This window comes from Microbacterium luticocti DSM 19459, from assembly GCF_000422405.1.
In the GTDB taxonomy this organism is placed as follows: domain Bacteria; phylum Actinomycetota; class Actinomycetes; order Actinomycetales; family Microbacteriaceae; genus Microbacterium; species Microbacterium luticocti.
Genome location: NZ_KE383823.1, coordinates 76,656 through 100,374, shown reverse-complemented (window position 1 = coordinate 100,374; position 23,719 = coordinate 76,656). Strand labels below are relative to the sequence as shown.

The following is a 23,719-nucleotide window of genomic DNA, read 5'->3' as shown; positions in this document are numbered from 1 at the left end:
GCTACGCTGTCCACAGCGCCTGGGGACGGCGCCGACGAGCGTGCTGCGGCCTGCGCCGCGCCGGACGAAAGACGAACGCGTCATATGACTTCACGGATCCTGGTGGTCGACGACGACACCGCACTCGCGGAGATGATCGGCATCGTGCTGCGCACGGAGGGGTTCGAGACCGTCTTCTGCGCCGACGGCGGCACCGCGGTGGAGGTGTGGCGCACGCACCGTCCCGACCTGATCCTGCTCGATCTGATGCTGCCGGGCATGGACGGCATCGAGATCTGCACCCGCATCCGTTCCGAGTCGGGCGTGCCCATCATCATGCTCACCGCCCGCAGCGACACCGCCGACGTGGTCAAGGGGCTCGAGTCGGGCGCCGACGACTACATCGTCAAGCCGTTCAACCCCAAAGAGCTGGTCGCCCGCATCCGCACCCGGCTGCGCCCGGGTACGCAGGATGCGGTCGAGGTGTTGCGCATCGGCGACCTCGAGGTGGATGTCGCCGCGCACGAGGTGCGCCGCGGCGACGCCACGATCGCCCTGACGCCGTTGGAGTTCGAGCTGCTGGTCGCGCTCGCCTCGAAGCCGCAGCAGGTGTTCTCGCGCGAGATGCTGCTCGAGCAGGTGTGGGGCTACCACTACAAGGCCGACACCCGCCTGGTCAACGTGCACGTGCAGCGGCTGCGCGCCAAGGTCGAGCTCGACCCCGACAACCCCAAGATCGTCACCACCGTGCGCGGCGTGGGCTACCGCGCCGGCGCCGTGTCGTAAGGTCCGTCATGTCCGCGCCGGCATCGGGCACCGTTCGCACGCGGAGCTGGCGGGACCCTGCGACGTGGCGGGCGCGGGCAGAAGACCTCGGGATGCTGTGGCGCCGGTCGCTGCGGTTCCGCACGGTCGCGATCACACTGGCGCTGACGGCACTGGCGGTCATCATCGCCTGCGTGTGGATGGCGTTGGCGATCCAGAACGACCTGTTCGAGTCGCGCAAGACGCAGGCGCTGACCGACTCCCGCCGCGCCGTCGACACCGCCCAGATCACGCTGAACGACGCCGTCATCCAAGACGACCCGGTGCAGGTGCAGAACCTGCTGCGCAACGTGCAGGCATCCCTGTCGCAACAGGCGGCCACCGACATGACCATCGCGATCCGCATCGACAAGACGCCCTCGCAGCTGGCCCCGCCCGGGTTCAAGTCGGGCGGACTCACCGAAGAGATGATCTCGCCCGAACTGCGCAAGCACGTGCGTGAGCAGGGGCAGTCGCAGACGCAGTGGGGGCAGTCGATCTCACTGCCTTCGGCCGACGGGTCACCGCGGCCGGGCATCGTCGTCGGCCAGCAGATCAACGTGCCCGACATCGGCCCGTACGAGCTGTACCTGGCGTACGACCTCGACGACGCGGTCGGCACGCTCGGGTTCGTGCAGGCGACGCTGTGGATCGTCGGCAGTGTGCTGGTCGTGCTGATCGGTGCGATCTCATGGTTCACGTTGCGGGCGGTGACCACCCCGATCCGGCAGGCCGCCGACACCAGCGCCCAGCTCGCCGCCGGCGACCTGGGGGTGCGGCTGGCCGTGCACGGCGAGGACGAACTGGCCACCCTGGCCCGGTCGTTCAACGCGATGGCCGACAGCATCCAGTCGCAGATCAACCAGCTCGCCGAGCTGTCGAGCGTGCAGCAGCGGTTCGTGTCGGACGTCTCGCACGAGCTGCGCACGCCGCTTACCACCATCCGACTGGCCGCCGACATGATCAACGACCACCGCGACGAGTTCGACCCGGCGACCGCGCGGGCCGCCGAGCTGCTGCACGCCCAGGTGCAGCGTTTCGAGGTGCTGCTGGGCGATCTGCTCGAGATCAGCCGGTACGACGCCGGGTCGGTGCAGCTCGAGCTCGAGCCGACGAGCCTGGCCCATCTGGCCGAGGACGTCATCGCGTCGATGCAGCAGCTGGCCGATCAGCACGGCACCGACGTGCGCCTGGTCGCTCCCGGCGGGTACTCGCCGGTGGACATGGACCCGCGCCGCATCCGCCGCATCGTGCGCAACCTGCTCGGCAACGCGATCGAACACGGCGAGGGCAAGCCGATCGTCGTCACCGTCGACAGCGACCAGCAGGCGGTGGCGTTGGGGGTGCGTGACTACGGCATGGGCATGACCGAGGCCGACGCCGAGCGCGTGTTCGACCGGTTCTGGCGCGCCGACCCGTCGCGCAAGCGCACGATCGGCGGCACCGGGCTCGGGCTGTCGATCGCGCTGGGCGACGCCACCTTGCACCAGGGCACGCTCACGGTGTGGTCGCAGCCGGGACGCGGCACGAACTTCGTGCTCACCCTGCCGCGCACCGGGCAGCCGCTGGACGGCGCCTCGCCGATCCCCGCCGACCCGGGCGACGACACCGCCTCGCTCGACGACCTGGGCCTGACGCAGCCGATCGTGCTGCACGAGGTCGACGCCGGCGACCGGAACGGAGGTGCGGCATGAGACGGATGCTGCGCGCGGCGGCCGCGGTCACCATGGCCGCCCTCGCGGTCGTGCTGGCCGGCTGCGCGGGACTGCCGGCATCCGGACCCGTGTTCGCCGGGCTGCCCCCGGGAGCGGCCGCACCGCCGGACTTCTCGTTCATCGCCCAGAAGCCGCAGGACGGCGCCTCGCCGGAACAGATCGTGCAGGGGTTCATCGACGCCGGCATCGGGCCCGAGGGCAACTGGGCGGTCGCCCAGCTGTATCTGGCGCCGACGTTCCGCAGCACCTGGAACCCGATCGCGAACACCACGATCGACGACCGCGCCGCCCGCGAGTACGTCGCCGACGGCGACGACAAGGTCACCCTCACCGTCACCCAGCGTGCCAGCGTCGACGGCACCGGAGCGTACAAGCCGACCGAGGGCGGGCGCACACCGTTGCAGTTCGCGCTCGACAAGGTCGACGGCCAGTGGCGCATCACCAAGGCGCCCGACGGCATCGTGATCGGCGCCGACCAGTTCACCAGCGTGTTCCACCAGTACCCGCTGATGTACTTCAGCCCCGGCTGGCGGTATCTGGTTCCCGACGTGCGGTGGTTCCCCGCCAACAACGCCGCCACCCGCATCACCCAGCAACTGGTCGACGGCAAGCCGAGCCCGTGGCTGGCCGAGAGCGTCACCTCGGCGTTCCCCGACAACCTCTCGCTCGACACGCCGTCGGTGCCGGTGACCGGGGGCGTCGCCCAGGTGGAGCTGTCGGGGCCGGTGCTGTCGGTGGAGTCGGCGACGCTCGGGCGCATGCAGGCTCAGCTGGCCCGGAGCCTGTCGAACGCCGGCGTCACGGGCGTGTCGATGTCGTACGGCGGCGCCGGGTTGAACGCCGAGACGGCGGCCGTGGCATCCACCCGTATCGAGGCGCGGGCCCTCGCCGGCACTGACAAGGGCTTCGGGTTCTTGTCGTCGGACGGCACGATCGAACCGATCGGCGGCATCACCGAAGCCATGCGCCGCATCGAGCCGGTGGCCGTCGACCTGGCCGCGGACTATTCCGCGGCGGCGGTGCGTACCAGTTCCGGTGCGGTGGCGCGGGTGCCCGCGAAGGGGGCGATCCTGTCGCTCGACGGCCGCGCCGACCTGGTGGACCCGGCCATCGACAGCCGCGGTTTCGTGTGGTCGGTGCCCGCCGACGCGCCCGACGGGCTGCGCGCGTACAACCCCGAGGGGCACCCGGTCAGCGTCGCCGGCGGAGCGTTCGCGAACGCGTCACACGTCACCGCCATCGCGGTCTCGCGCGACGGCACCCGGCTGGCGGCGATCCTCACCGTCGGCGGGCAGCCGCAGGTGGTCGTGTTCGGCATCGTGCGCGATGCCGACGGGGTGCCGAAGTCGCTCGGCGAGGCGGTGTCGCTGGCGCCGCTGCCCGGGCGCGGCATCGATGTGACGTGGCTCGACGACAGCGCGCTCGGTGTGCTCGCGACATCCGGTGGCGCCACGGTCGAGATCCGGCAGCTGGTCGGGGGCCCGAGCACGTCGACGTCGGCGCCCGACAAGGTCACCACCATCGCCGGTTCGTCGGGCACGACGGTGCGGCTGCGCGGTGGCGACGGCACGCTGTACTCGCAGCGCGGCTCGAACTGGGAGCAGGCCGGGGACGGCATCCTCGTGCTCGGCACCGTGCAGGGCATGCCCCAGGGCTGAGGACGCCGCGCGGCGGGGTCGCTCCCGTGGCCCCCGGGCGGGCGCCGTTCTCTCCCCATGCGGGCATGCCGCCGGCTTGTCCACCGATCCGGCTCCGCGGTGCCCGGGGGCGGTGCCACCCGGGCAGGATCGGAGCATGGATGTCGTCGCCGAAGCCACCGCGATGCTGCCCGCGCCGGTGCGTGCGGCGCTCGCTGAGGCGCTCGCGTTGGTGTTCCCCGTGGCCTGCGCCGGATGCGGGGCGCTCGACGTGTCGCTGTGCGAGACGTGTCGCGGGATGCTGCAGCCTGCCGTGACCACCCGGACGTTCGACGGACTCGAGGTTCGCAGCGGCCTGGTGTTCGACGGGGTGTGCGCGCGGGTGTTGCGTGCGATCAAACAGGAGGGGCGGACGGGCCTTTCCCGCGCGCTCGCGCCGGCCTTGGCATCCGCAGCCTCCCGCTGGCAGGGCGCGGATGCCGCGGCTGGGTGGCGGAGTGGGGATGCGGACGGGTGGCGCGGTGGCGTTGCCCGGGCCTCGCTCTCGGAGAGGGTCGTGGCGGTTCCGGTGCCCACCACGCGGGCGGCGATGCGGCGCCGCGGCTATCGGGTCGCCGAACTCCTCGCCCGGCGTGCCGGGCTGAGCCCGGTGCGGGCACTGCGCTCGGTGCGTGCGGTGGCCGACCAGCGCGCGCTCGCTCGCGACGAGCGTGTGGCCAACGTCGCGCACAGCATGGCGGCCGTCGGTACGGCCGCGATCCGGGGGCGACCGGTCATCATCGTCGATGACGTCACCACGACCGGCGCGACCCTGCGCGAGGCTGCCCGGGCCCTGCGCGCCGCCGGCGTCGAGGTGGTCGGCGCGGCGACCGTGGCGGCGACACCGCGCCGCTTTCCGGCGCGGTGAGGAACATGCACGTGCGCGGTGAGGGACGTACTCACCTCCGACCGGCACGGCATGGCACCCGTGCGGACCACGCTCTCGTGCCGTGCTCGACCACGCTGCCGTGCCGCAGCCCGTCGCTGCGCGCAGTGTCGTCGCCGCGGATCCGGCGACCGTTCGGCCGCTGGGTCGGGGCGCGCGCCGATCGCAGTTCGGATGACCGGTGCGGAGTGCTCGACCACGCTCCCGTGCCGTGCTCGACCACGCTCCCGTGCCGTGCTCGACCACGCTCCCGTGCCGTATCCGCGATCGGGTCGGAGCCCGGGACCGGCCTGCCCGGGCTCGGCTACGGCGGTCCTCTGGTCGCGCCGACCGCGCGGCACGTGGCATCCGTCGCCCTTTCAGTGGGCCCTGGGTGAACACACGGGGGCTTGTGTGCGCACGGGCGGGAAATCACCGGCCGATGGAGGGTGACAGCCGGGGGTGTGCCGACTACGGTGGGGGACAAGTAAGCCGAGGTCCACCCCTTGGCCGGGGGGACCGGAACAAGGAGGTCAGGGATGGAAACCAGCATCGTCGGCGTGGGTGTCAGCGTCTCCGATCGATTCCGCAGCGTCGTCGACGAGAAGGCGGCCCGTATCGCCGGTCTCGCCCCGCGAGCCCAGAGCCTCGACGTCAAGGTGACCCACCGGGCGTACCACAACGGGCGCATGGAGGACTCGACCGTCGAACTGACCCTGACGGGCAAGGGCCTGCCGATCGTGCGGGCCGAGGCGGTCGACGGTGACAAGTTCACCGCCCTCGACCTGGCCGTCGACAAGCTGACCGAGCAGGTGCGGCGGGCCAAGGAGAAGCGCGTCGACGCGCGCCGCCACCCGCGCGGCGCCAAGCTCGACAAGGGCACCGGCGCGCTGCGCGGTGTCGACCTGCAGCCGGCGTCGGCCGACGTGCTGCGCGCGGTGGCCACCGGCGAGATCCCCGTGCTCCCGTCCGACGGCGACGACGAGGCGTACACCCCCGTGGTCATCCGCACGAAGCGGTTCGAGCCCGAGTGGATGACCGTCGAAGACGCCGTCGACCGCATGGAACTGGTCGGGCACGACTTCTTCCTGTTCATCGACGCGAGCACCGACCACCCGTCGGTGGTGTACCGCCGCAAGGGCTGGGACTACGGTGTCATCTCGCTGACGACCCAGGCACCGCCGAGCGCCGAGCTGGTCTCGTAGCCCGGGCTGCGACATCCCCTCACAAGGGGCGGCATCTGCGGATGTCGCCCCTTCTGGTGTCTGCGGATGTCGGCGTGTAATGCGGATGTCGCGCCTTCTGGTGTCTGCGGATGTCACCCCTTCTGGTGCAGGCGGCCGCAGGGAGCCTTCTGGTGTAGGCGTCGCAGCGAGCTGGTGTACGCGCTTGCAGCGAGCCGTCTGGTGCAGGCGGTCGCAGTGAGCCGTGCTGCGGTCGCAGTGAACCGTGCTGCGGTGCGCCGCGACCGGTCTGGAACACATGCGCGCGGACGCCCAGAGGGGGGACCGGGCGCCCGCGCCGTTCGGTGGGTCTCAGGCGTGTCTCGCTTCGTGGCCTCAGATGTGTCTCAGAACCTGCGACCTATCAAGGCCGGAACCCGCACTTTCTGGGACATGGCCTCAGACCGTGGCTCAGAACCTGCGAGGTCCCCGGGGCCGGAACCCGCATCTTCTGGGACATGGCCGCCGGATGTGTCCCACAATATGCGGCTTGCGGGACACACCCGGCGAGTCCGAGAGTCACATGCCGCGCCCGGCGGCGTCGCGCCTCAGGCGGTGCGACGGATCAGGATGCGCCAGCGCTCCGGCCCGTTGTCGAGGTACGCGGTGTGGAACGCGTCGCCGTAGCGCGCTTCGAGCTGGCTCAGCAGCGGGATCGGGTTGTGCGTGGCCGAGATGATCAGCGCCGCGCCGGGCCGCAGCGCGTCGATCGCACCGAAGATCGCCGCGTGCCGGATGGCGTGGGGGATGGTCTGCACGTCCATCTCGGGCAGGTCTTCGTCGACTTCGCCGCAGGTGCAGCCCGCGGTCGGGTTCTGATCGACGGCCTCGTCGCGCGAGTGATGGATCTCGATGTTCGCCATGGCGGCAGCTCCTGTCTGAGAAGGGGTCTGAAAGATCCGGTGAGGGATGCTCGTATGCCCGCTCCGAGTTTATTACACTGGATCCCGTGGAAAATCGCGAAGGCCCGACCCGCGGCGCGGCGCCGGATCCCCGGCGCACCGACGCCCGGCGGGTGGCCGCCAGCGGCCGCCGGCACTCGCCGACCCGCGAGATGCTGTTGCGCATGGTCGAGGCGCAGGGATCCGCGGTCTCGACGGCCGCGCTGACGGCGGCATCCGGCCTGCACGAGAACACCGTGCGCGGTCATCTCGAACAGCTCTACGCCGACGGATACGTGCGCCGCGAGCGCGAGAACTCCACCGGCCGCGGCCGGCCCGCCTGGCTGTGGACGGCGGTCACGCCGGAACCGGCCAACCCGTACATCGGCCTGGCCGCGGCCCTGGCCGCCACCCTCGCCCGCACCAGCACCGATCCGGTCGCCCAGGCGCGTGACGCCGGCCGCGCCTGGGGGGCGCAGATCGCCGCGACCCACGCCGCCGACCGGCTCGCGGCCCCCCGCGAGGTCGTCGTCGACGTGATGCGCGAACAGGGCTTCGCCCCCACCGACACCGGGCAGACCGTGGTGCTGCGGCGTTGCCCGCTGATCGAGGCCGCCACCCGGTATCCCGACATCGTCTGCGCCGTACATCAGGGCATGATCGACGGCATCCTGCAGGCCCGCGGATCGTCGGCCCGCAGCCGGCTCATCCCGTTCAGCGCCCCCGGCGAGTGCACCCTGCACCTGCAGGCGGCGCAGTGAGCGCCCGCACCACCACCGGCTCACGCCGCCGCGGCCCGAGTTGGCGCCTGATCTGGATCCTGCCCGCCGGCCTGTCGTTGCTGGCCGGGCTCGACGCCGCCCTGCTGCTGCTGGGTGTGCCGGCCCCGGTCTCGGCCGCGCGGCTGCCCGACGTGCATGGCATGCTGATGGTGCTCGGCTTCGTCGGCACCCTGATCGCGCTGGAACGTGCCACCGCACTGGCCCGCTGGTACGGGTTCGTCGCCCCCGCGCTGCTCGGCCTGGGCGGCATCGCACTGCTGGCCGACGCCGTGCCGCTGGTCGTCGCCAAAGCGGTGCTCGCGGCCGGGGCCGCCGCATTCGTCGCGCTGTACGTGCCGCTGTGGCGCCGCCAGTACGACGCCGCGCTGCTGACCCAACTGCTCGGCGCCGGGCTCGCCCTGACCGGGTCACTGCTGTGGCTGGCCGGCGCCGGCATGGACCGCGTGCTGCCGTGGCTGATCGGGTTCGTCGTGCTCACCATCGCCGCCGAGCGCGTCGAACTGGCCCGCATCACCATGGGCCCGAACGCCGGGCCCCGCCTGCTGGTGCACGCCTGGACGGTGACGGCCGCACTGACGATCGGGCTGGTGGCGCCGGATGCCGGGGCCATCGCCCTCGGCGTCGCCCTGCTCGCCCTGGTGGCCTGGCTCATCGGCCACGATGTCGCCCGCCACACGATCAAGGCCACCGGCGCCACCCGGTACATGGCCGCGTGCATCCTCGCCGGGTACGTGTGGCTGGGCGTGGCCGCCGCCGCGCTCCTGTTCGGCGCGCCCGACGCGCAGCCGGTGTACGACACCGTCGTGCATGCGGTGTTCCTCGGCTACACCATCTCGATGATCATGGCGCACGCCACCACCATCCTGCCCGCCGTGCTGCACATCACCCTGCCGTACCGGCCGGCGTTCTGGGTGCCGGCGGCACTTCTGCAGCTGAGCCTCGTGGTGCGACTGTGGGTCGGCGACGGGCTGGCTGTGCCGGCCGGCTGGCAGATCGGCGGGGTGCTGGGGGTCATCGCCTTGCTGCTGTTCGTTCTCACGGCCCTGGGCAGCGCGATCGCCGGGCCCGTCCGCAAGAATGAGAAGACCTCGGATGCCACCGCCGGGCAGGCTGCGGCATCCCGCCCCGTCGCAACCCGCGTGCCGACGATGCCGCGCCCCGCCCCCGGTCGCAGGCCGGACACTCCCGAAGGAGAGGCATGAGCGCTCCGTCGCCCGCCCCGTCGTCCCGCCCCGGCGACAAGGCGCCCAACCGCGGATTCTGGGCGCTGCGCGACATTCCGACGCTGGTGTGGATGCTGCTGGTGGTCGCCGCGGTCATCGCGCACCGGTGGCTGCCCGAACCCCGCTGGCTGATGATCCACCTGCTGCTGCTGGGCGCGGTCACGCACGCGATCCTGGTGTGGAGCCAGTACTTCTCGTACGCGCTGCTGCGCACCGCCCCCACCGTCGCCGAGCGGCGGCGGCAGTCGGTGCGGCTGCTGCTGGCCAACGGGGGCGCGGCCGTCGTGGTCGCCGGGGTGCTCACGACGGTGTGGCCGATCACCCTCGTGGGCGCAGCCTCGCTCATCGTCGCGGTGATCTGGCACGGCGCCAGCCTGTACGCACGGTCGCGGCGCAGCCTGCCCGGCCGGTTCGGGCGCACCATCCGCTACTACATCACCTCGGCCGCGATCCTGCCGATCGGGGCCGGGCTGGGGGCGTGGCTCGCCCACGACAACAGCGCCGCGAACCTCGTGCTCGCCCACGCGCTGCTGAACGTGCTCGGCTGGATCGGGCTCACCGTCGCCGGCACCCTGGTGACGCTGTGGCCGACGATCCTGCGCACCCGGGCCGACGAGCACGCCGCGATCGGCGCGGCGCGGGCTCTGCCGGTGCTGGCCGCCGCCGTGCTCGTGGCCGCCGCGGGCGCGGCCGGCGGGTGGCTGCCGGTGCTCGCGGTCGGGCTCGCCGGCTACGTCGTGGGCCTGGCGATCATCGGTGTCTCGCTGTGGCGGGCCGCCCGGCAGGCGCCGCCGCGCAGCTTCGCGGCGATGTCGATCGGTGCGGCCGTGGCCTGGTGGGTCGGGTGCGTGGTCTGGATGATCGTCGCGGTCGTGGTCGCGTTCACCTCGGGCACCGGATTCGAGGCCGTGCAGCAGGCGGTCGACCAGATCGTGCCGTACCTGGCGGCCGGGTTCGCCGCGCAGGTGCTGGTCGGGGCGCTCAGCTACCTGATCCCGGTGGTGGTCGGCGGCGGTCCCACCCCGGTGCGGATCGGCACGGCGGCCTTCGACCGGCTGGGCGCGCTGCGGGTGTCGACGGCCAACGCGGCTCTGTTCGTGTGCGCACTGCCGGTGACGAGCCTGATGCGGGTTGCGGCATCCCTTCTCTACTTCATCGCGGTCGCCTCTTTCCTGGTGATGATGCTCACCGGCATGCGGGCGCAGGCGCGCGCCAAGCGCGAGGGCGCGAAGCTGGCCATGCACGGGCGTGGGCCGATCACGCCCGAGGGTGAGCAGCCACCCGGGCGGCGTGCCGGGCAGGCGGTGGCCGGGATGCTGGCGGTCGTGCTCACCGTCGCGGTGTGCGCGATCGTCGACCCCGCGCCACTGGGCTGGGGCGTTCCCGAGGTGGTGGACACGAACGCGCCGGTCCAGGTGGTCAAGGTTCAGGCGGCGGACTACCGGTTCACGCCGAACCGCATCGAGGTACCGGCCGGCACCCGGCTGAAGATCGAGCTGACCAACACCGACCCGTCGATGGTGCACGACCTGGTGTTCGCCAACGGGGTGGCCGGGTCGCGGCTGGCGCCCGGCAAGAGCGAGACCATCGACGTGGGCGTGATCACCGGCGACCTTGACGGGTGGTGTTCGATCATCGGGCACCGGCAGTTGGGCATGACCATGACCATCGTGGCCACCGGGGCCGGCGCGGCGGCGACCCCGTCGCCGGCGGCCACCGGCGGCATGGACGACATGCCGGGAATGGATCATTCCGCCGGCGGCATAGACCTGATGAACGGCAAACCGGGGCCGGACTTCCGGCCGTACCCGGCGGCGCTGCCGGCGCTTGAGCCCGCGGCGGGTCCGGTCACCCGGCGGGTCACCATGACCGTCACCGACAAGAAGGTCGAGGTGGCGCCCGGGGTGACCCAGACACTGTGGGTCTACAACGGCACGGCGCCCGGTCCGGTGCTGCACGGGCGGGTCGGCGACACGTTCGTGGTGACGCTGGTCAACGACGGCACGATGGGACACTCGATCGACTTCCATGCCGGCGAGTTGGCGCCCGACGAGCCGATGCGCACCATCGCACCGGGCGAGAGCCTGACCTACACGTTCACCGCACACCGGTCGGGCATCTGGATGTATCACTGCTCGACGATGCCGATGACCTCGCATATCGCCAACGGCATGTACGGTGCCGTGGTCATCGAACCCAAAGAGGGGCTGCCCGTGGTCGACGCCTCGTACGTGCTCGTGCAGGCCGAGTACTACCTGGGCGCACACGACGGCGGCTCGGTCGACAGCGACAAGATCGCGGCCGATCAGCCCGACCTCGTCGTGTTCAACGGGTACGCGAATCAATACGATTACGCGCCGTTGACCGCGAAGGTGGGGGAGCGGGTGCGCATCTGGGTGCTCGACGTGGGACCGGACCGGGCCTCGAGCTTCCACGTGATCGGCACGCAGTTCGACACCGTCTGGTCCGAGGGGCGGTACCTGATCGACCGGGCGACCGACACGGGCGCGCAGGTGATGCCGCTGCTGCCGGCGCAGGGCGGATTCGTCGAGCTGACCTTCCCCGAGGCCGGCCATTACCCGTTCGTGTCGCATGTGATGATCGACGCCGAGCGCGGTGCGCACGGCACGTTCGCCGTCACCCGCAAGTAGCCCGCGCACGCGCCGGCGGCCCGGCCCCCGACCCTCCGGACCCACCACGACCGATCCCCGGCCCGGGCCCACCTCGGCCGACCCCGGCCCCGGCCCCCCGGACCCACCACGACCGGGTTTGGGGCGGATTTGTGTCGTTCGGGGCGGGTTTGTGCGGCTCAGCGCGCACGAATCCGCCCCAAACCGGCGGGGCCCGGTGGCCGGCGTGCCATCATGGCCGGGTGGACGAGCCCCTCTGGATCGTGACCGGCGCGGCCGGGTTCCTCGGCAACGTGCTGGTGCGACAGCTGCTCGCGGCGGGCGCGCGGGTGCGCGCGTGCGTGCACGGCGACCACGTGCCGCTCGCCCTGCAGGGGCTCGAATGCGAGCAGGTGTCGATGGATGTCACAGACCCGGCATCCGTCGTCGCCGCCTTCACCGCCGACGGCCCGGTGCGGGTGGTGCACTGCGCCGGGATCGTCTCGATCGCCGGAACCGTGTCGGAGGCCGTGCGCCAGGTGAACGTCGGCGGCACCCGTGCCGTGCTGGATGCGTGCCGGGCGGTCGCGGCACAGCGGCTGGTGTACGTCTCGAGCGTGCACGCGATCGCCGAACCCGACCCGCCGGCGGTGATCCGTGAACTCGACCGGGCCGCCGACTTCGACCCCGACCGGGTGGTCGGCGAGTATGCCAAGACGAAGGCCGAGGCCACCCGCGAGGTGCTCGCCGCCACCGACGTGTCGCGGGTCGTCGTGCACCCGTCGGGGCTGATCGGCCCGTGGGACTTCGGCGAGACGCATCTGACCCGGCTGATCCGGGATGCCTCGACCGGGCGGCTGCCGATCGCGGTGCCCGGCGGCTATGACTTCGTGGACGTGCGGGATGTGGCATCCGGCATCGTCGCGGCCGCCTCACACGGCGCCGACGGACGCACCTACCTGTTGACCGGGCATTTCGCCGACATCGCCGACGTGGCCGGGACCGCGGCCGAGCTGTCGGGGCGGCGCCGACCCCGGGTGATGCCGATGTGGCTGGCGAAGGCGATCGCGCCGGCGGCCGAGCTGTGGTACCGGATGCGGCGCACCAAGCCGCTGTTCACCGCCTACTCGCTGCACACCCTGGGCGCCCCGGCGCAGTTCTCACACGAGCGCGCGACGCGCGAGCTCGGATACGCGCCCCGGCCGCTGGACAACACGCTGCGCGACACGGTGGCGTGGCTGGCCGGGCATCCCGGCCGGTAGCGTCGGCTACGCGATCACGGTGCGGTGTCGTCCAGGGCGTAGGCGCTCGTCCACACCGCAGTCGGCTACGCGATCACGGTGCGGTGACTCAGGTCGGGGACCCGCGGCGGCACGATCCAGGATGCCGCGGCCATCGCGACCGGCAGACCCACCGCGATCGCCGCCAGCCACACCCAGGGCGTGTCGGCGAACAGCCAAAGGTTCGAGCTGGTCTGCGCGATGGCCCAGGCGGGGATGAGATTGAAGTCCTGGAACACGAACCCGAGCGACCGCCGCCGCAGCAGCGCCAGTTCGCGCGGCGACGCCGTGGACAGGTGACGGCCTTCGACGACCACCTCTCCGGCGGTGGGATGCGCGAGCCCGCCCGCGATGGACAGCAGCGTCGATTTGCCCGAGCCCGACGCGCCCATGATCGCGACCAGCTCGCCGCGGGCGACCTCGAGGTCGATGCCCGACAGCGCCGAGATGGATGTCTCGCCGACGCCGTACTGTCGGCTGACGCCCACCAGACGCAGGATCGGCTCGCTCATCGGACCGCCTGCGCCTTCGCGCTCGCGGACGGGCGACCGCGCCTGGGCCGCTCGGTCGACAGCTCGAGCCCCATCGCGTGGTGCGGACGCATCGCGAGCCGCTGCTCGGTGTGGTCGAGCCAGCGCACCTCGGCCTCCGCCGCGAAGATCATCGAGTCGACCACGAGCGACCACGCCAGCTCCTCCGGGCCCTCAGGGTCGGCGCCGGCGTACTTGGCTCGGTTCAGTTCCTGGAGCTGTGCGAGCGAGGCCTTGCGCTGCGTCTGGATGACCTCGGCCACATCCACGCCCGGCAGCGTCGCGGCCAGCGCGAGCTTGATCGCCAGTTCGTCACGGGTGCCCTGCCCGCGCTCGACGGGGGAGTGCAGCCACGAGCGCACCTCGTCTCTGCCGGCATCCGTGATCTCGAAGAACACGTGGCCCTGCTCGTCGACCTCGCCGCGCGCAACCAACCCGTCGCGTTCGAGACGCTCGAGGGTGTTATAGATCTGCCCGACGTTCAGCGGCCACGTCGAACCGGTGCGCCGGTCGAACTCGTGCCGCAACTGGTACCCGTAGCAGGGACCCTGGTCCAGGATCGCCAGCAGGCTCTGCTTGACCGACATGTGCGTCTCCTCGATGTATGCCGAGTATGTAATTGCCGAGTATATACATACTGAGAAACGTGAGGGAGCGACTCTCTGCACGGCGTGTCGGGGGCTGTGGACAACCCGCTCGCGGTGTCGGCGGGCGTCGCTAGCTTTGGTGCATCGCGCAGTCCGCGTGCGAAGGGAGGTATGGTGTTACGTAGTTACATCGAGCGAGGTTCGGCCGTGGCATCCATCACCTCACGCCAGTTCAATCACGACGTCGGCGCCGCCAAGCGTGCGGCGCAGACCGAGCCCGTGGTCATCACCGACCGCGGCGAGCCGGCCTATGTGCTCATGACCTTCGAGGAGTATCAGCGACTGCGGCCCACGCAGCGGTCGTTGTATGACGCTCTGCGTTTCGACGGCGACGTCGACATCGAGTGGGAGCCGGCTCGGCTGGACCTTGTGGCGAAGGTTCCCGGCTTCGACGACGAATCATGAGCTGGCTCATCGACACCAATGTCGTCAGTGAGGCGACCAGGCGTCGGCCGAACGCTCGCGTGCGCAGGTGGCTGCAGGAGCAAGAACCGCTCGCGAGTTACGTGAGCGTCATCACGGTGTTCGAGATCGAACTCGGTGTGGCGCGCAAAGAGCGTTCCGACCCCGCCCAGGGGCAGATGCTGCGCCGTTGGGCGGAACAGGTGATCGGGCGGGACTTTCGGGGCCGTGTGCTGCCGGTGGAGGCCGCGGTCGCGAGCATCGCCGCACGGATGCACATCCCCGACCCGCGCCCCGAGCGTGATGCCCTCATCGCGGCCACGGCGTTGCACCACAACCTCACCGTCGTCACACGCAACGTCAGAGACTTCGCGCCCTTGGGGGTGCGCGTCTTCGACCCGTGGAGCGGCTGACACCGAACATCGCGCTCCGATAACGTGTGGGGCATGGATGCCTCGGGCTCGACGCCGCGATCGGTGCGGATGACCCGCCCGACCTGGGTGTGGGGCGGCATCTGCCTGGCAGGCAGTGCGGTGCCCGGCCTGCTGTGGCAGACGACGATGGTGCTCGGCGCGTCGGCGGCCGCGACATACCTCGGCGAACTTCTGTGGTGCGCGGCCTTCGTGCTGTTCGCCGTCCGGCGCGACAGCGTCGTCGGACGGCGGGTGTCCGGCATGGTCGCGCTGTTCGCGCTCGCGATCTGGCCGGTGCTGGCGACCGTCGTCGTGCCGGCGCTGCCGGTGTTCTCTGCGGCCGGCGGCGACCTGTTCGGCGCGATCCTCACCTCTGCGGCGCTCGGGCTGGTCCCGGTCGCGCTGGCACTGATCGCCGTCGTGCAGGTGTGGCGTGCGGACGTCGTTCCCCGGGGGTTCCGCTGGGTCCCGACGGTTGCCCTTGTGCTGTGCACGGTGCCCGGGATCATCCCCTACCTGCCGCTGCTGACCGTGCAGACCTCGAACGGCCTGGCAGCGATCGCCGGTCTGGGAACGGTGTGCCGCACGGTCGGCGTGGTCGGGCTCGGGGTGATCGCGATCATCGCCGGCACACAGCCGCGGCCGGTGGCATCCGTCGCCGTCTACCCGCCACCGACCGACTGACCCGGTACCCCCCCCACCGCGCAGAGCGCGCACCACACGCGGTGCGGGTTGCCAGCGCACGCAAAGTCACGGCCGGATAACATGGGTGGGTATGCCCGGGCGCAGGCGCCTGACCTGTGCGTGCGACGACACCGTGCCCGCCGATACGGGCCCACCCGAAAGATGGAGATCCTCCGTGGCAAACCCCCTCGAGAAACTGCTCCGTGCCGGCGAGGGCCGCCTTCTGCGGCGGCTCCAGCAGGTCGTGAAGGCCGTGAACGCGCTCGAAGACGAGTACGCGGCCCTCACCGACGACGACCTGCGGGCTGAGACGGCGCACTTCCGCGAGCGGTACGAGAAGGGCGAGTCGCTCGACAAGCTCATGCCCGAGGCGTTCGCGGCGGTGCGCGAGGCCGCCAAGCGCACCCTGGGGCAGCGGCCGTACGACGTGCAGCTCATGGGCGGCGCGGCCCTGCATCTCGGCAACATCGCCGAGATGAAGACCGGTGAAGGAAAGACCCTCGTCGCGACCCTGCCCGCTTACCTCAACGCGCTCGCCGGCCAGGGCGTGCACGTGGTCACCGTCAACGACTACCTCGCCGGGTACCAGTCCGAGCTGATGGGCCGCGTCTTCCGCGCCCTGGGCATGACCACCGGCACGATCATCTCGGGCCAGACGCCGGACGTCCGCCGCCAGCAGTACGACGCCGACATCACCTACGGCACGAACAACGAGTTCGGCTTCGACTACCTGCGCGACAACATGGCCTGGCAGAAGCAGGACCTCGTGCAGCGCGGCCACTTCTACGCCATCGTCGACGAGGTCGACTCGATCCTCATCGACGAGGCCCGCACCCCGCTGATCATCTCGGGCCCGTCATCGGGTGAGGCCAACCGCTGGTTCACCGAGTTCGCCAAGATCGCGAAGACCCTCGAGCCCGGCGTCGACTACGAGGTCGACGAGAAGAAGCGCACCGTCGGCGTGCTCGAGCCCGGCATCGAGAAGGTCGAGGACTACCTCGGCATCGACAACCTCTACGAGTCGGCCAACACCCCGCTCATCTCGTTCCTGAACAACTCGATCAAGGCCGTCGCCCTGTTCAAGCGCGACACCGACTACGTCGTGATGAACGACGAGGTCATGATCGTCGACGAGCACACCGGCCGCATCCTCGTCGGACGCCGCTACAACGAGGGCATCCACCAGGCCATCGAGGCCAAAGAGGGCGTGCCGGTCAAGGCCGAGAACCAGACCCTCGCCACCGTCACGCTGCAGAACTACTTCCGCCTCTACGACAAGCTGGCCGGCATGACCGGTACCGCCGAGACCGAGGCGGCCGAGTTCATGTCGACGTACAAGCTCGGCGTCGTGCCGATCCCGACGAACAAGCCGATGATCCGCAAGGACCAGTCCGACCTGGTCTACAAGAACGAGCAGGCCAAGTTCGTCCAGGTGGTCGAGGACATCGCCGCCCGCCACGAGACCGGGCAGCCGGTGCTGGTGGGCACGGTCAGCGTCGAGAAGAGCGAATACCTCTCGCGGCTGCTGGCCAAGAAGGGCATCAAGCACGAGGTGCTGAACGCCAAGAACAACGCCCGCGAAGCCGAGATCGTCGCCCGCGCCGGGCGAAAGGGCGCGGTCACCGTCGCCACCAACATGGCCGGCCGTGGTACCGACATCATGCTCGGTGGCAACGCCGAATTCCTCGCCGTGCAGGAGATGAAGGCCAAGGGACTCGACCCCGTCGAGACCCCCGAGGAGTACGAAGCCGAGTGGGACGCCGTCTACGAGGCGGTGAAGGCGAAGGTGGATGCTGAAGCCGAAGAGGTCGTCAAGACCGGGGGACTGTATGTGCTGGGCACCGAGCGCCACGAGTCCCGGCGCATCGACAACCAGCTGCGCGGCCGGTCGGGCCGTCAGGGCGACCCCGGTGAGAGCCGGTTCTATCTGTCGCTGACCGACGACCTGATGCGGCTGTTCCAGTCCGGCGCGGCCGAGGCCATCCTGTCCCGCACCAACTTCCCCGACGACGTGGCCATCGAATCCAAGATGGTCTCGCGGGCGATCAAGAGCGCGCAGGCGCAGGTCGAGGCGCGCAACGCCGAGATCCGCAAGAACGTGCTCAAGTACGACGACGTGCTCAACCGCCAGCGCGAGGCGATCTACGCCGACCGCCGGCACATGCTCGAAGGCGACGACATCGCCGACCGGGTGGCACACTTCCTCGAAGACACCATCAACGCGATCATCGACGACCACACCTCGGTCGGCCACACCGAGAGCTGGGACTTCGACGCACTGTGGACCGAGCTGAAGACGCTCTACCCGGTGGGTGTGACGATCGACGAGGTGGTCGCCGAGGCCGGCACCAAGGGGCGGATCACCCCCGAGGGTCTCAAGCGCGAACTGCTCTCGGACGCCAAGATCGCCTACGCCAAGCGCGAAGAGACGCTGGGCTCGGCCGCGATGCGCGAGCTCGAACGCCGCGTCGTGCTGCAGGTGCTCGACCGCCGCTGGCGCGACCACCTGTACGAGATGGACTACCTCAAGGACGGCATCGGCCTGCGCGCCATGGCCCAGCGCGACCCGCTGGTGGAGTACCAGCGCGAGGGCTTCCAAATGTTCCAGACCATGATGGGCCAGATCAAAGAAGAGTCGATCGGGTACCTGTTCAACCTCGAGGTCGAGGTGCGCCGCGAGGCCGAGGGCGAGCTGGACGTCGAGGCCAAGGGCCTGGTGGCCCCGGCGCCCGAGACGGCGCGTCTGGAGTACTCGGCAGCCAACGACGCCGGCGAGGTCGAGGTGCGCAACGAACGCGGCCAGGTGCAGCAGGCGGCCACGAACCGCATGCGGCAGGAGGCCGCCGCCGCCGCGGCGGCAGCCGCGGCCCCGGCCGAGCAGGCACCTGCCGAGCCGGCCGCCCGTGGTGCGTTCGGCCAGCCCACGCAGGCGGCGCAGCGCCCGGCATCCGGGCCCGCGCCGCAGAACCGCGCGCAGCGCCGCGCCGCGCAGAAGAACAAGTAGCGCGCCGGCGCACGGCAGGGGCGGCCGCGTGGCGGGGCTATTCTGAACGGATGACCCCGCTGCGCCCCCTCGATCAGTCGACCAAGCTCAAAGACGTCCTCTACGAGATCCGCGGGGCCGCCCTGGTCGAGGCCGGCCGCCTGGAGGCCGACGGCCACCGCATCCTGAAGCTCAACACCGGCAACCCCGCCATCTTCGGGTTCGACGCGCCCTACCAGATCGTGCGCGACATGATCGAGGCGGTGCCGTACGCGCACGGCTACAGCGAGAGCCGTGGCATCATGCCCGCCCGTCGCGCCGTGGTCTCGCGGTACGAGCAGATCCCCGGCTTCCCGAAGTTCGACCCCGACGACGTGTACCTCGGCAACGGCGTGTCAGAGCTGATCACGATGACGATGCAGGCGCTGCTGGACGGCGGCGACGAGGTGCTCATCCCGTCGCCGGACTACCCGCTGTGGACCGCGATGACCAGCCTCGGCGGCGGCACCCCGGTGCACTACCGGTGCGACCCCGAGAACGACTGGCAGCCCGACCTCGACGACATCCGCAGCAAGGTCACCGAGCGCACCAAGGCGATCGTGGTGATCAACCCGAACAACCCGACCGGGTCGGTGTACACGCGCGAGACGCTGCAGGGCATCGTCGACATCGCCCGCGAACACTCGCTGCTGCTGCTGGCCGACGAGATCTACGACCGCATCCTCTACGACGGGGCGGAGCACATCAACCTCGCCACCCTTGCGCCCGACCTTCTGTGCCTGACGTTCAACGGCCTGTCGAAGACCTACCGGGTCGCCGGATACCGCAGCGGCTGGCTGGTCATCACCGGGCCCAAGCAGCACGCGAGCGGGTTCCTGGAGGGCATCACCCTGCTGGCATCCACCCGGCTGTGCCCGAACGTCCCGGCGCAGCACGCCGTGCAGGCGGCGCTGTCGGGGGTGCAGTCGATCGATGCGCTCATCGGTCCGACCGGCCGGTTGCACGAGCAGCGGGATGTCGCGTGGCAGGGCCTGGAGGCGATCCCGGGCGTCAGCTGCTACAAGCCGCAGGGGGCGCTGTACGCGTTCCCCCGGCTGGATCCCGACGTGTACGAGATCCGGGACGATGCGAAGTTCATCTACGACCTGCTCGTGGCCGAGCACGTGCTCGTGGTGCAGGGCACCGGCTTCAACTGGCCGACGCCCGACCACTTCCGCATCGTGACGTTGCCCGAGTCGCGGGTGCTCGCCGACGCCGTGGAGCGCATCGGCAACTTCCTCGCGTCGTACAAGCAGTAGGGCACCCCGCGCCCCGGCGCGGTGACGGGCCGCACGTGCCCGGCCCGTGTGTGCAGGCCGCCTCACAGCAGGGCGAGCGAGGTCGCCCGCCAGCGGTGGTCCAGTCCCTCGAGCCGCAGCGCGACCGCCCGGGTGCGGGCCGGGCCCCCGATCACCACCACGGCCTCGACGGCGTCGTCGGCGGGCATGGTGTGGTGCACCGAGCGGATGCTGTGCACCGGGCGAGTGGCCGTCACCCCGCGGGCGCTGCGCGCCCGGGCCGCCAGAGCCGCCCGGGTCGACACCGAACGGAACACGTCCTCGGTCATCCACCGCGCCAGCTGGTGCACGTCGCGCACCCCGGCGAGCACCTCGAGCACACCCTGCGTGAGGTTGCGCAGCAGCGGTTCCGGATCCGGAAGCGCCGCCGCCGGTGTTCGCTCGGGTGCGCACGGATCGTCTTCGCGCTCTGTCCGCAGGACCGCCTCGGCCGCAGGCATGCTCGCCATGGAATGCCTCTCTCCCTCTCCCGCCCCCCTCGGCGGAAGGATGTAGGACTACCCGACCCAGTAGAGCACACAGCCGATTCCCAGGGTCATGAGAACCCTCTCACCTGTGGATAACTCCCCATGCGGTGCTCCGATCGCGTACTGTCGCGTCGTGCGCTGGGATCGGTTCTTCGAGGACCTGGAAGATCAGCTCGACTCCGAGTGGGAGGCCGAGCGCGCCGCGTTGGACTCCGAGGCCGAGCGGCTGCGCCTGTCGCGCCTGCCGTTGACCGAACGGTTGCGCGGACTGTGCGGCCCCGACGCCCCGGTGATCTCGCTCGAACTGGCCGGCGACGCCGTGCTCACCGGCCGGGTCACCGCGGTCGGCGCGGACTGGGTGGGGGTCGCGCTCGCCGAGACCCGCGCCGGCGCGGCGCTGCTGCCGGTCGATGCGATCACCGGGCTCGGCATAGCCGAGGCCGACCTGCTGCGAAGCGCCCGCGCCGACGCCGGCGGGCACCGGGGACTGAGCGAACGGATGACGCTCGGATTCGTGCTGCGCGACCTGACCCGCCGCCGCGTTCCGGTCACCCTGCACCTGCGCACCGCTCGCGCGCTGACCGGCACGATCGACCGGGCGCTGGCCGACCACCTCGACCTCGCCCTGCATGAGCCCGACACCCCACGGCGCTCCGCCGCCGTCACCGGCATGCGCATCGTGCCGTTCGCGGCACTGGCCTGGGTGCGGCTGGAATCGCCCGCGCTCATGCGCTGAGCCCGCGGCATCCCGCCCGCACGGGCTCAACCTCGGTTCGTGTCGGATGGCTGCGATCGGGGCGGGACCGGTCGACATGGGGAGCTGCACCCCGCATCCGATTGTGGCGGCGCGTCCGAGCCTGCCGTGGCGAACGGCATCCCCGCGTCCGGCTGCGGCGGTGCGTCCCAGCCCGCCGCGTCGTCAGTCGGGTCGGCGCACGGCGCCTGTGCCCCACAGCTCGGGGAAGCTCGCGGCGTTCGACTGCCGCCACAGCGCCATGCGCCGGGTCTGCTCGGTCTGCTCGTCGAGATATGCCGTGACACTGGCCTCGTCGATGCGCCACTGCGGCGGGGTGCCCACGCGCACGCCGCGCAACTGTCCCTCCATCGCGAGGGCGATCACCTCGTCCACCGACACGCCGAGCGCCTCGGCGACCTGGGCGGGGGCGACGAGGCGTACCTCATCGAGCGGGCTGTCGGGCATGCACTCATTATCGCCGCCGCACGGCCCGCGGCCCTGCTCGCTCGGCAGCCTGTGGATAACTTCCGATGCCGATTCCGGGAAAGGTCCACGATGGAGGACATGAGTGCACTCGACAACCCGTCCGGCACGGCCGGTCCGCAGCGCGGGCCGACCATGCGACGGCGCCGCGGCTTCTGGACCGACACGCGTTTCTTCATCGGAATCGCGCTGATCGTGGCATCCGTCGCCGGTGTGTGGGCCGTGGTCGCCCTGTCGCGGCAGACCGCCCCGGTCTACGCCGCCGCGCACACCATCGTGCCGGGCCAGACCGTCACCGCCGCCGACCTCACCGTCGTCGACGTCGCCCTCGGCCATTCCGCCGACGCCTACCTGGCGCCCGGAAAGGCACCGCGCGGCGCGGTCGCCACCCGTACCGTCGAGGCCGGAGAGCTCGTGCCCGCCTCGGCGACCGTGCCGGCGGCGGAGTCCGACCTCACCACGGTGGTGGTGCGCACCGACGCCGACGTGCCCACTGCGGTGCGGGCGGGCGCGGTGGTCGAACTGTGGGCGGCGGCGCAGACCGAGCGCGGTGTCTACGACACCCCACGCGTCCTGATCCCGCGGGCCACGGTCGCCTCGGTGACGCGGGATGATTCGATGATCGGCGGCGGCAAGACCGCCCTCGAGCTGGCCATCCCACGTGCCGACGTCGCCGGCACGCTGGCGGCGATCTCGGCCGGGTCGGCGCTGTCGGTGGTCCCCGCCGGAGGTGCGCGGTGACCGGCGTCGTCATCGCCGTGACCGCGCCGCGCGGCACGGCACTGGCCGACCGGCTCACCCGCGCCGGCGTGCCGGTCGCGGCCGTGGTGCGGCCCGAAGACCCCGCCGACGGTGCCGCGGCGGGGCTGATGGATGCCGCAGACGCACTCGTCCTCGATGTGAGCACCCGCACCCTCGACGCCGACCTGGTCGCCGCCTGTGACCGCGGCGGAGTGCGCATCCTGCCGTTGTGCGCCGACGAGTCGGCGGCACGGCTGGCCGCCGCGTTCGGACTGGGGCCGTGCCTGCCCGCCGACGCAGACGGCTGGGCGGTCGCCGACGCCCTCGCCGCCCCGGCGGCGCCCGAGCTCGGGCCCGCTCCGGCGGCGCCTTCCGGCCCCGGAGTCGTGGCCGTGTGGGGTGCGGCCGGCGCGCCCGGGCGCACCACCCTGGCGATCGAACTGGCCGCTGAGCTCAGCCGCGGCGGCCGGCACGTGTGCCTGGTCGACGCCGACACGCACGCGCCGTCGGTGGCGATCATGCTCGGCCTGGCCGACGAAGGACCGGGATTCGCCGCCGCCTGTCGACAGGCCGAGCGCGGCGGCCTGGACGCCGCCGAACTGGAACGGATCAGCACACCGGTCGGTGTCGGCGACGGCCGGATCGACGTGCTGCCGGGTATCAACCGTCCGTCACGCTGGCCGGAACTGGGACAGCGGCGCGTGAGTGCCGCGCTCGAGGCGTGCCGGTCATGGGCGACGCACACGGTCGTGGACGTGGCATCCCCTCTGGAACGCGACGAAGAGATCGTGAGCGACCTCGCCGACGGGCCGCGGCGCAACGCCGCCACCCTGGCCGCGCTGCAGGCCGCCGACCGCATCGTCGCGGTCGTCGCCGCCGACCCGGTCGGGGTCGCCCGCTTTCTGCGCGCCCACGCCGAACTGCGCGCCATTGTGGGCACCACACCGGTGACCGTCGTGGCCAACCGGCTGCGGCCGGGCACGCTCGGCATCGATGCGCACGGGCAGATCCGGCGCACGCTGGAGCGGTTCGCCGGCATCCGCGACGTGTGGTTCGTGCCGCAGGACCCGCGCAGCGTGGACGCGGCGCTGTTGGCTGCGCGGCCGGTCGCCGACACCGCCCCCAAGTCCCCGCTCACGCTCGCCGTACGACGCCTCGTCGCCGAGGCTCTGGTGCCGCCGCCGGCGGCACGGCCGCGACGGGCCCGGTGGCGATCGCGTGCCATGATCCCGGCCGATGCACCGGTCGCACCATAGGCT

Annotated in this window: 22 protein-coding genes; 17 read left to right on the top strand and 5 right to left on the bottom strand. The window is 71.4% G+C overall.

Features of this window, described 5'->3' with window-relative positions; translation table 11 throughout:
- Window positions 1–84 precede the first annotated feature (84 nt).
- The 5 genes from mtrA to hpf all read left to right on the top strand — a co-directional run bounded on the left by mtrA (window position 85) and on the right by hpf (window position 6,244).
- Entirely contained in the window at window positions 85–765 is a 681-nt protein-coding gene (gene mtrA / locus H577_RS0113165) for an MtrAB system response regulator MtrA (protein ID WP_029146339.1), read from the top strand.
- An 8-nt stretch (window positions 766–773) separates the two neighbouring features.
- Entirely contained in the window at window positions 774–2,477 is a 1,704-nt protein-coding gene (gene mtrB / locus H577_RS0113160) for an MtrAB system histidine kinase MtrB (RefSeq protein WP_029146338.1), read from the top strand.
- Window positions 2,474–4,156 carry an LpqB family beta-propeller domain-containing protein gene (locus tag H577_RS0113155; protein ID WP_036285152.1) on the top strand — a complete coding sequence of 561 codons (1,683 nt, stop codon included), beginning with the start codon at window positions 2,474–2,476 and terminating at the stop codon, window positions 4,154–4,156. The genes mtrB and H577_RS0113155 overlap by 4 nt, the downstream gene beginning before the upstream one ends.
- Before the next feature lie 136 nt (window positions 4,157–4,292).
- On the top strand, window positions 4,293–5,042 hold the full coding sequence (locus tag H577_RS0113150; protein ID WP_245570405.1) for a ComF family protein: 750 nt from the start codon (window positions 4,293–4,295) through the stop codon (window positions 5,040–5,042).
- A 536-nt stretch (window positions 5,043–5,578) separates the two neighbouring features.
- Window positions 5,579–6,244, top strand: a complete 666-nt coding sequence (gene hpf, locus H577_RS0113145) for a ribosome hibernation-promoting factor, HPF/YfiA family (protein ID WP_029146335.1) — start codon at window positions 5,579–5,581, stop codon at window positions 6,242–6,244.
- A 566-nt stretch (window positions 6,245–6,810) separates the two neighbouring features.
- On the opposite strand, the gene H577_RS0113140 is transcribed toward hpf, so the two are convergent.
- Window positions 6,811–7,125, bottom strand: coding sequence for a DUF2249 domain-containing protein (locus H577_RS0113140; RefSeq protein WP_029146334.1), 315 nt, complete (start codon window positions 7,123–7,125; stop codon window positions 6,811–6,813).
- 86 nt (window positions 7,126–7,211) lie between these two features.
- Between H577_RS0113140 and H577_RS0113135 the strand changes: the two genes are divergently transcribed.
- The 4 genes from H577_RS0113135 to H577_RS0113120 all read left to right on the top strand — a co-directional run bounded on the left by H577_RS0113135 (window position 7,212) and on the right by H577_RS0113120 (window position 13,019).
- Complete coding sequence (locus tag H577_RS0113135) at window positions 7,212–7,904, top strand: helix-turn-helix transcriptional regulator (protein WP_051192029.1); 693 nt, start codon at window positions 7,212–7,214, stop codon at window positions 7,902–7,904.
- Window positions 7,901–9,127, top strand: coding sequence for a hypothetical protein (locus H577_RS16555; RefSeq protein ID WP_211217937.1), 1,227 nt, complete (start codon window positions 7,901–7,903; stop codon window positions 9,125–9,127). Before H577_RS0113135 ends, H577_RS16555 begins: the two co-directional genes overlap by 4 nt.
- Window positions 9,124–11,799, top strand: coding sequence for a multicopper oxidase domain-containing protein (locus H577_RS0113125; protein WP_029146332.1), 2,676 nt, complete (start codon window positions 9,124–9,126; stop codon window positions 11,797–11,799). The genes H577_RS16555 and H577_RS0113125 overlap by 4 nt, the downstream gene beginning before the upstream one ends.
- A gap of 221 nt (window positions 11,800–12,020) precedes the next feature.
- The gene (locus H577_RS0113120; RefSeq protein ID WP_029146331.1) at window positions 12,021–13,019 is read left to right on the top strand and encodes an NAD-dependent epimerase/dehydratase family protein; all 999 of its coding nucleotides are present in this window, start codon (window positions 12,021–12,023) and stop codon (window positions 13,017–13,019) included.
- A gap of 65 nt (window positions 13,020–13,084) precedes the next feature.
- Here H577_RS0113120 and H577_RS17465 read toward each other — a convergent pair whose 3' ends face one another.
- Both H577_RS17465 and H577_RS0113110 read right to left on the bottom strand, forming a co-directional pair.
- Entirely contained in the window at window positions 13,085–13,549 is a 465-nt protein-coding gene (locus tag H577_RS17465) for an ATP-binding cassette domain-containing protein (RefSeq protein ID WP_084516244.1), read from the bottom strand.
- The gene (locus tag H577_RS0113110; RefSeq protein ID WP_029146330.1) at window positions 13,546–14,154 is read right to left on the bottom strand and encodes a PadR family transcriptional regulator; all 609 of its coding nucleotides are present in this window, start codon (window positions 14,152–14,154) and stop codon (window positions 13,546–13,548) included. The genes H577_RS17465 and H577_RS0113110 overlap by 4 nt, the downstream gene beginning before the upstream one ends.
- Before the next feature lie 207 nt (window positions 14,155–14,361).
- Here H577_RS0113110 and H577_RS0113105 point away from each other — a divergent pair, with 207 nt between their 5' ends.
- The 5 genes from H577_RS0113105 to H577_RS0113085 all read left to right on the top strand — a co-directional run bounded on the left by H577_RS0113105 (window position 14,362) and on the right by H577_RS0113085 (window position 19,994).
- Window positions 14,362–14,619 carry a type II toxin-antitoxin system Phd/YefM family antitoxin gene (locus H577_RS0113105; RefSeq protein WP_029146329.1) on the top strand — a complete coding sequence of 86 codons (258 nt, stop codon included), beginning with the start codon at window positions 14,362–14,364 and terminating at the stop codon, window positions 14,617–14,619.
- A complete protein-coding gene (locus tag H577_RS0113100) occupies window positions 14,616–15,029 on the top strand; it encodes a type II toxin-antitoxin system VapC family toxin (RefSeq protein ID WP_029146328.1) in 414 nt (137 codons plus the stop codon). The genes H577_RS0113105 and H577_RS0113100 overlap by 4 nt, the downstream gene beginning before the upstream one ends.
- Before the next feature lie 33 nt (window positions 15,030–15,062).
- Entirely contained in the window at window positions 15,063–15,713 is a 651-nt protein-coding gene (locus H577_RS0113095) for a hypothetical protein (RefSeq protein ID WP_029146327.1), read from the top strand.
- Between the two features lie 175 nt (window positions 15,714–15,888).
- Window positions 15,889–18,717, top strand: coding sequence for a preprotein translocase subunit SecA (gene secA, locus H577_RS0113090; RefSeq protein WP_029146326.1), 2,829 nt, complete (start codon window positions 15,889–15,891; stop codon window positions 18,715–18,717).
- Window positions 18,718–18,767: 50 nt separating this feature from the next.
- A complete protein-coding gene (locus tag H577_RS0113085; protein WP_029146325.1) occupies window positions 18,768–19,994 on the top strand; it encodes a pyridoxal phosphate-dependent aminotransferase in 1,227 nt (408 codons plus the stop codon).
- A gap of 62 nt (window positions 19,995–20,056) precedes the next feature.
- On the opposite strand, the gene H577_RS0113080 is transcribed toward H577_RS0113085, so the two are convergent.
- Window positions 20,057–20,482 carry an Rv3235 family protein gene (locus tag H577_RS0113080; protein ID WP_036285148.1) on the bottom strand — a complete coding sequence of 142 codons (426 nt, stop codon included), beginning with the start codon at window positions 20,480–20,482 and terminating at the stop codon, window positions 20,057–20,059.
- A gap of 151 nt (window positions 20,483–20,633) precedes the next feature.
- Between H577_RS0113080 and H577_RS0113075 the strand changes: the two genes are divergently transcribed.
- Window positions 20,634–21,236 carry a hypothetical protein gene (locus tag H577_RS0113075; RefSeq protein WP_029146323.1) on the top strand — a complete coding sequence of 201 codons (603 nt, stop codon included), beginning with the start codon at window positions 20,634–20,636 and terminating at the stop codon, window positions 21,234–21,236.
- 183 nt (window positions 21,237–21,419) lie between these two features.
- Here H577_RS0113075 and H577_RS0113070 read toward each other — a convergent pair whose 3' ends face one another.
- Window positions 21,420–21,701, bottom strand: coding sequence for a helix-turn-helix domain-containing protein (locus H577_RS0113070; RefSeq protein ID WP_029146322.1), 282 nt, complete (start codon window positions 21,699–21,701; stop codon window positions 21,420–21,422).
- Window positions 21,702–21,800: 99 nt separating this feature from the next.
- Between H577_RS0113070 and H577_RS0113065 the strand changes: the two genes are divergently transcribed.
- Together H577_RS0113065 and H577_RS16545 are read left to right on the top strand one after the other, a co-directional pair.
- Window positions 21,801–22,460, top strand: a complete 660-nt coding sequence (locus tag H577_RS0113065; protein ID WP_051192027.1) for an SAF domain-containing protein — start codon at window positions 21,801–21,803, stop codon at window positions 22,458–22,460.
- The gene (locus tag H577_RS16545; protein ID WP_036285145.1) at window positions 22,457–23,716 is read left to right on the top strand and encodes a CpaE/TadZ family protein; all 1,260 of its coding nucleotides are present in this window, start codon (window positions 22,457–22,459) and stop codon (window positions 23,714–23,716) included. The genes H577_RS0113065 and H577_RS16545 overlap by 4 nt, the downstream gene beginning before the upstream one ends.
- Window positions 23,717–23,719: the final 3 nt, after the last annotated feature.

Bases quoted from the DNA above. Each gene is read 5' to 3' on its own strand.
- hpf (WP_029146335.1), top strand. From the start codon at position 5,579: ATGGAAACCAGCATCGTCGGCGTGGGTGTCAGCGTCTCCGATCGATTC.
- mtrA (WP_029146339.1), top strand. From the start codon at position 85: ATGACTTCACGGATCCTGGTGGTCGACGACGACACCGCACTCGCGGAG.
- H577_RS0113125 (WP_029146332.1), top strand. From the start codon at position 9,124: ATGAGCGCTCCGTCGCCCGCCCCGTCGTCCCGCCCCGGCGACAAGGCG.
- H577_RS0113065 (WP_051192027.1), top strand. From the start codon at position 21,801: ATGAGTGCACTCGACAACCCGTCCGGCACGGCCGGTCCGCAGCGCGGG.
- H577_RS0113070 (WP_029146322.1), bottom strand. From the start codon at position 21,701: ATGCCCGACAGCCCGCTCGATGAGGTACGCCTCGTCGCCCCCGCCCAG.
- H577_RS0113150 (WP_245570405.1), top strand. From the start codon at position 4,293: ATGGATGTCGTCGCCGAAGCCACCGCGATGCTGCCCGCGCCGGTGCGT.
- H577_RS17465 (WP_084516244.1), bottom strand. From the start codon at position 13,549: ATGAGCGAGCCGATCCTGCGTCTGGTGGGCGTCAGCCGACAGTACGGC.
- H577_RS0113110 (WP_029146330.1), bottom strand. From the start codon at position 14,154: ATGTCGGTCAAGCAGAGCCTGCTGGCGATCCTGGACCAGGGTCCCTGC.
- mtrB (WP_029146338.1), top strand. From the start codon at position 774: ATGTCCGCGCCGGCATCGGGCACCGTTCGCACGCGGAGCTGGCGGGAC.
- H577_RS0113085 (WP_029146325.1), top strand. From the start codon at position 18,768: ATGACCCCGCTGCGCCCCCTCGATCAGTCGACCAAGCTCAAAGACGTC.
- H577_RS0113080 (WP_036285148.1), bottom strand. From the start codon at position 20,482: ATGGCGAGCATGCCTGCGGCCGAGGCGGTCCTGCGGACAGAGCGCGAA.
- H577_RS0113155 (WP_036285152.1), top strand. From the start codon at position 2,474: ATGAGACGGATGCTGCGCGCGGCGGCCGCGGTCACCATGGCCGCCCTC.
- H577_RS0113140 (WP_029146334.1), bottom strand. From the start codon at position 7,125: ATGGCGAACATCGAGATCCATCACTCGCGCGACGAGGCCGTCGATCAG.
- H577_RS0113095 (WP_029146327.1), top strand. From the start codon at position 15,063: ATGGATGCCTCGGGCTCGACGCCGCGATCGGTGCGGATGACCCGCCCG.
- H577_RS0113100 (WP_029146328.1), top strand. From the start codon at position 14,616: ATGAGCTGGCTCATCGACACCAATGTCGTCAGTGAGGCGACCAGGCGT.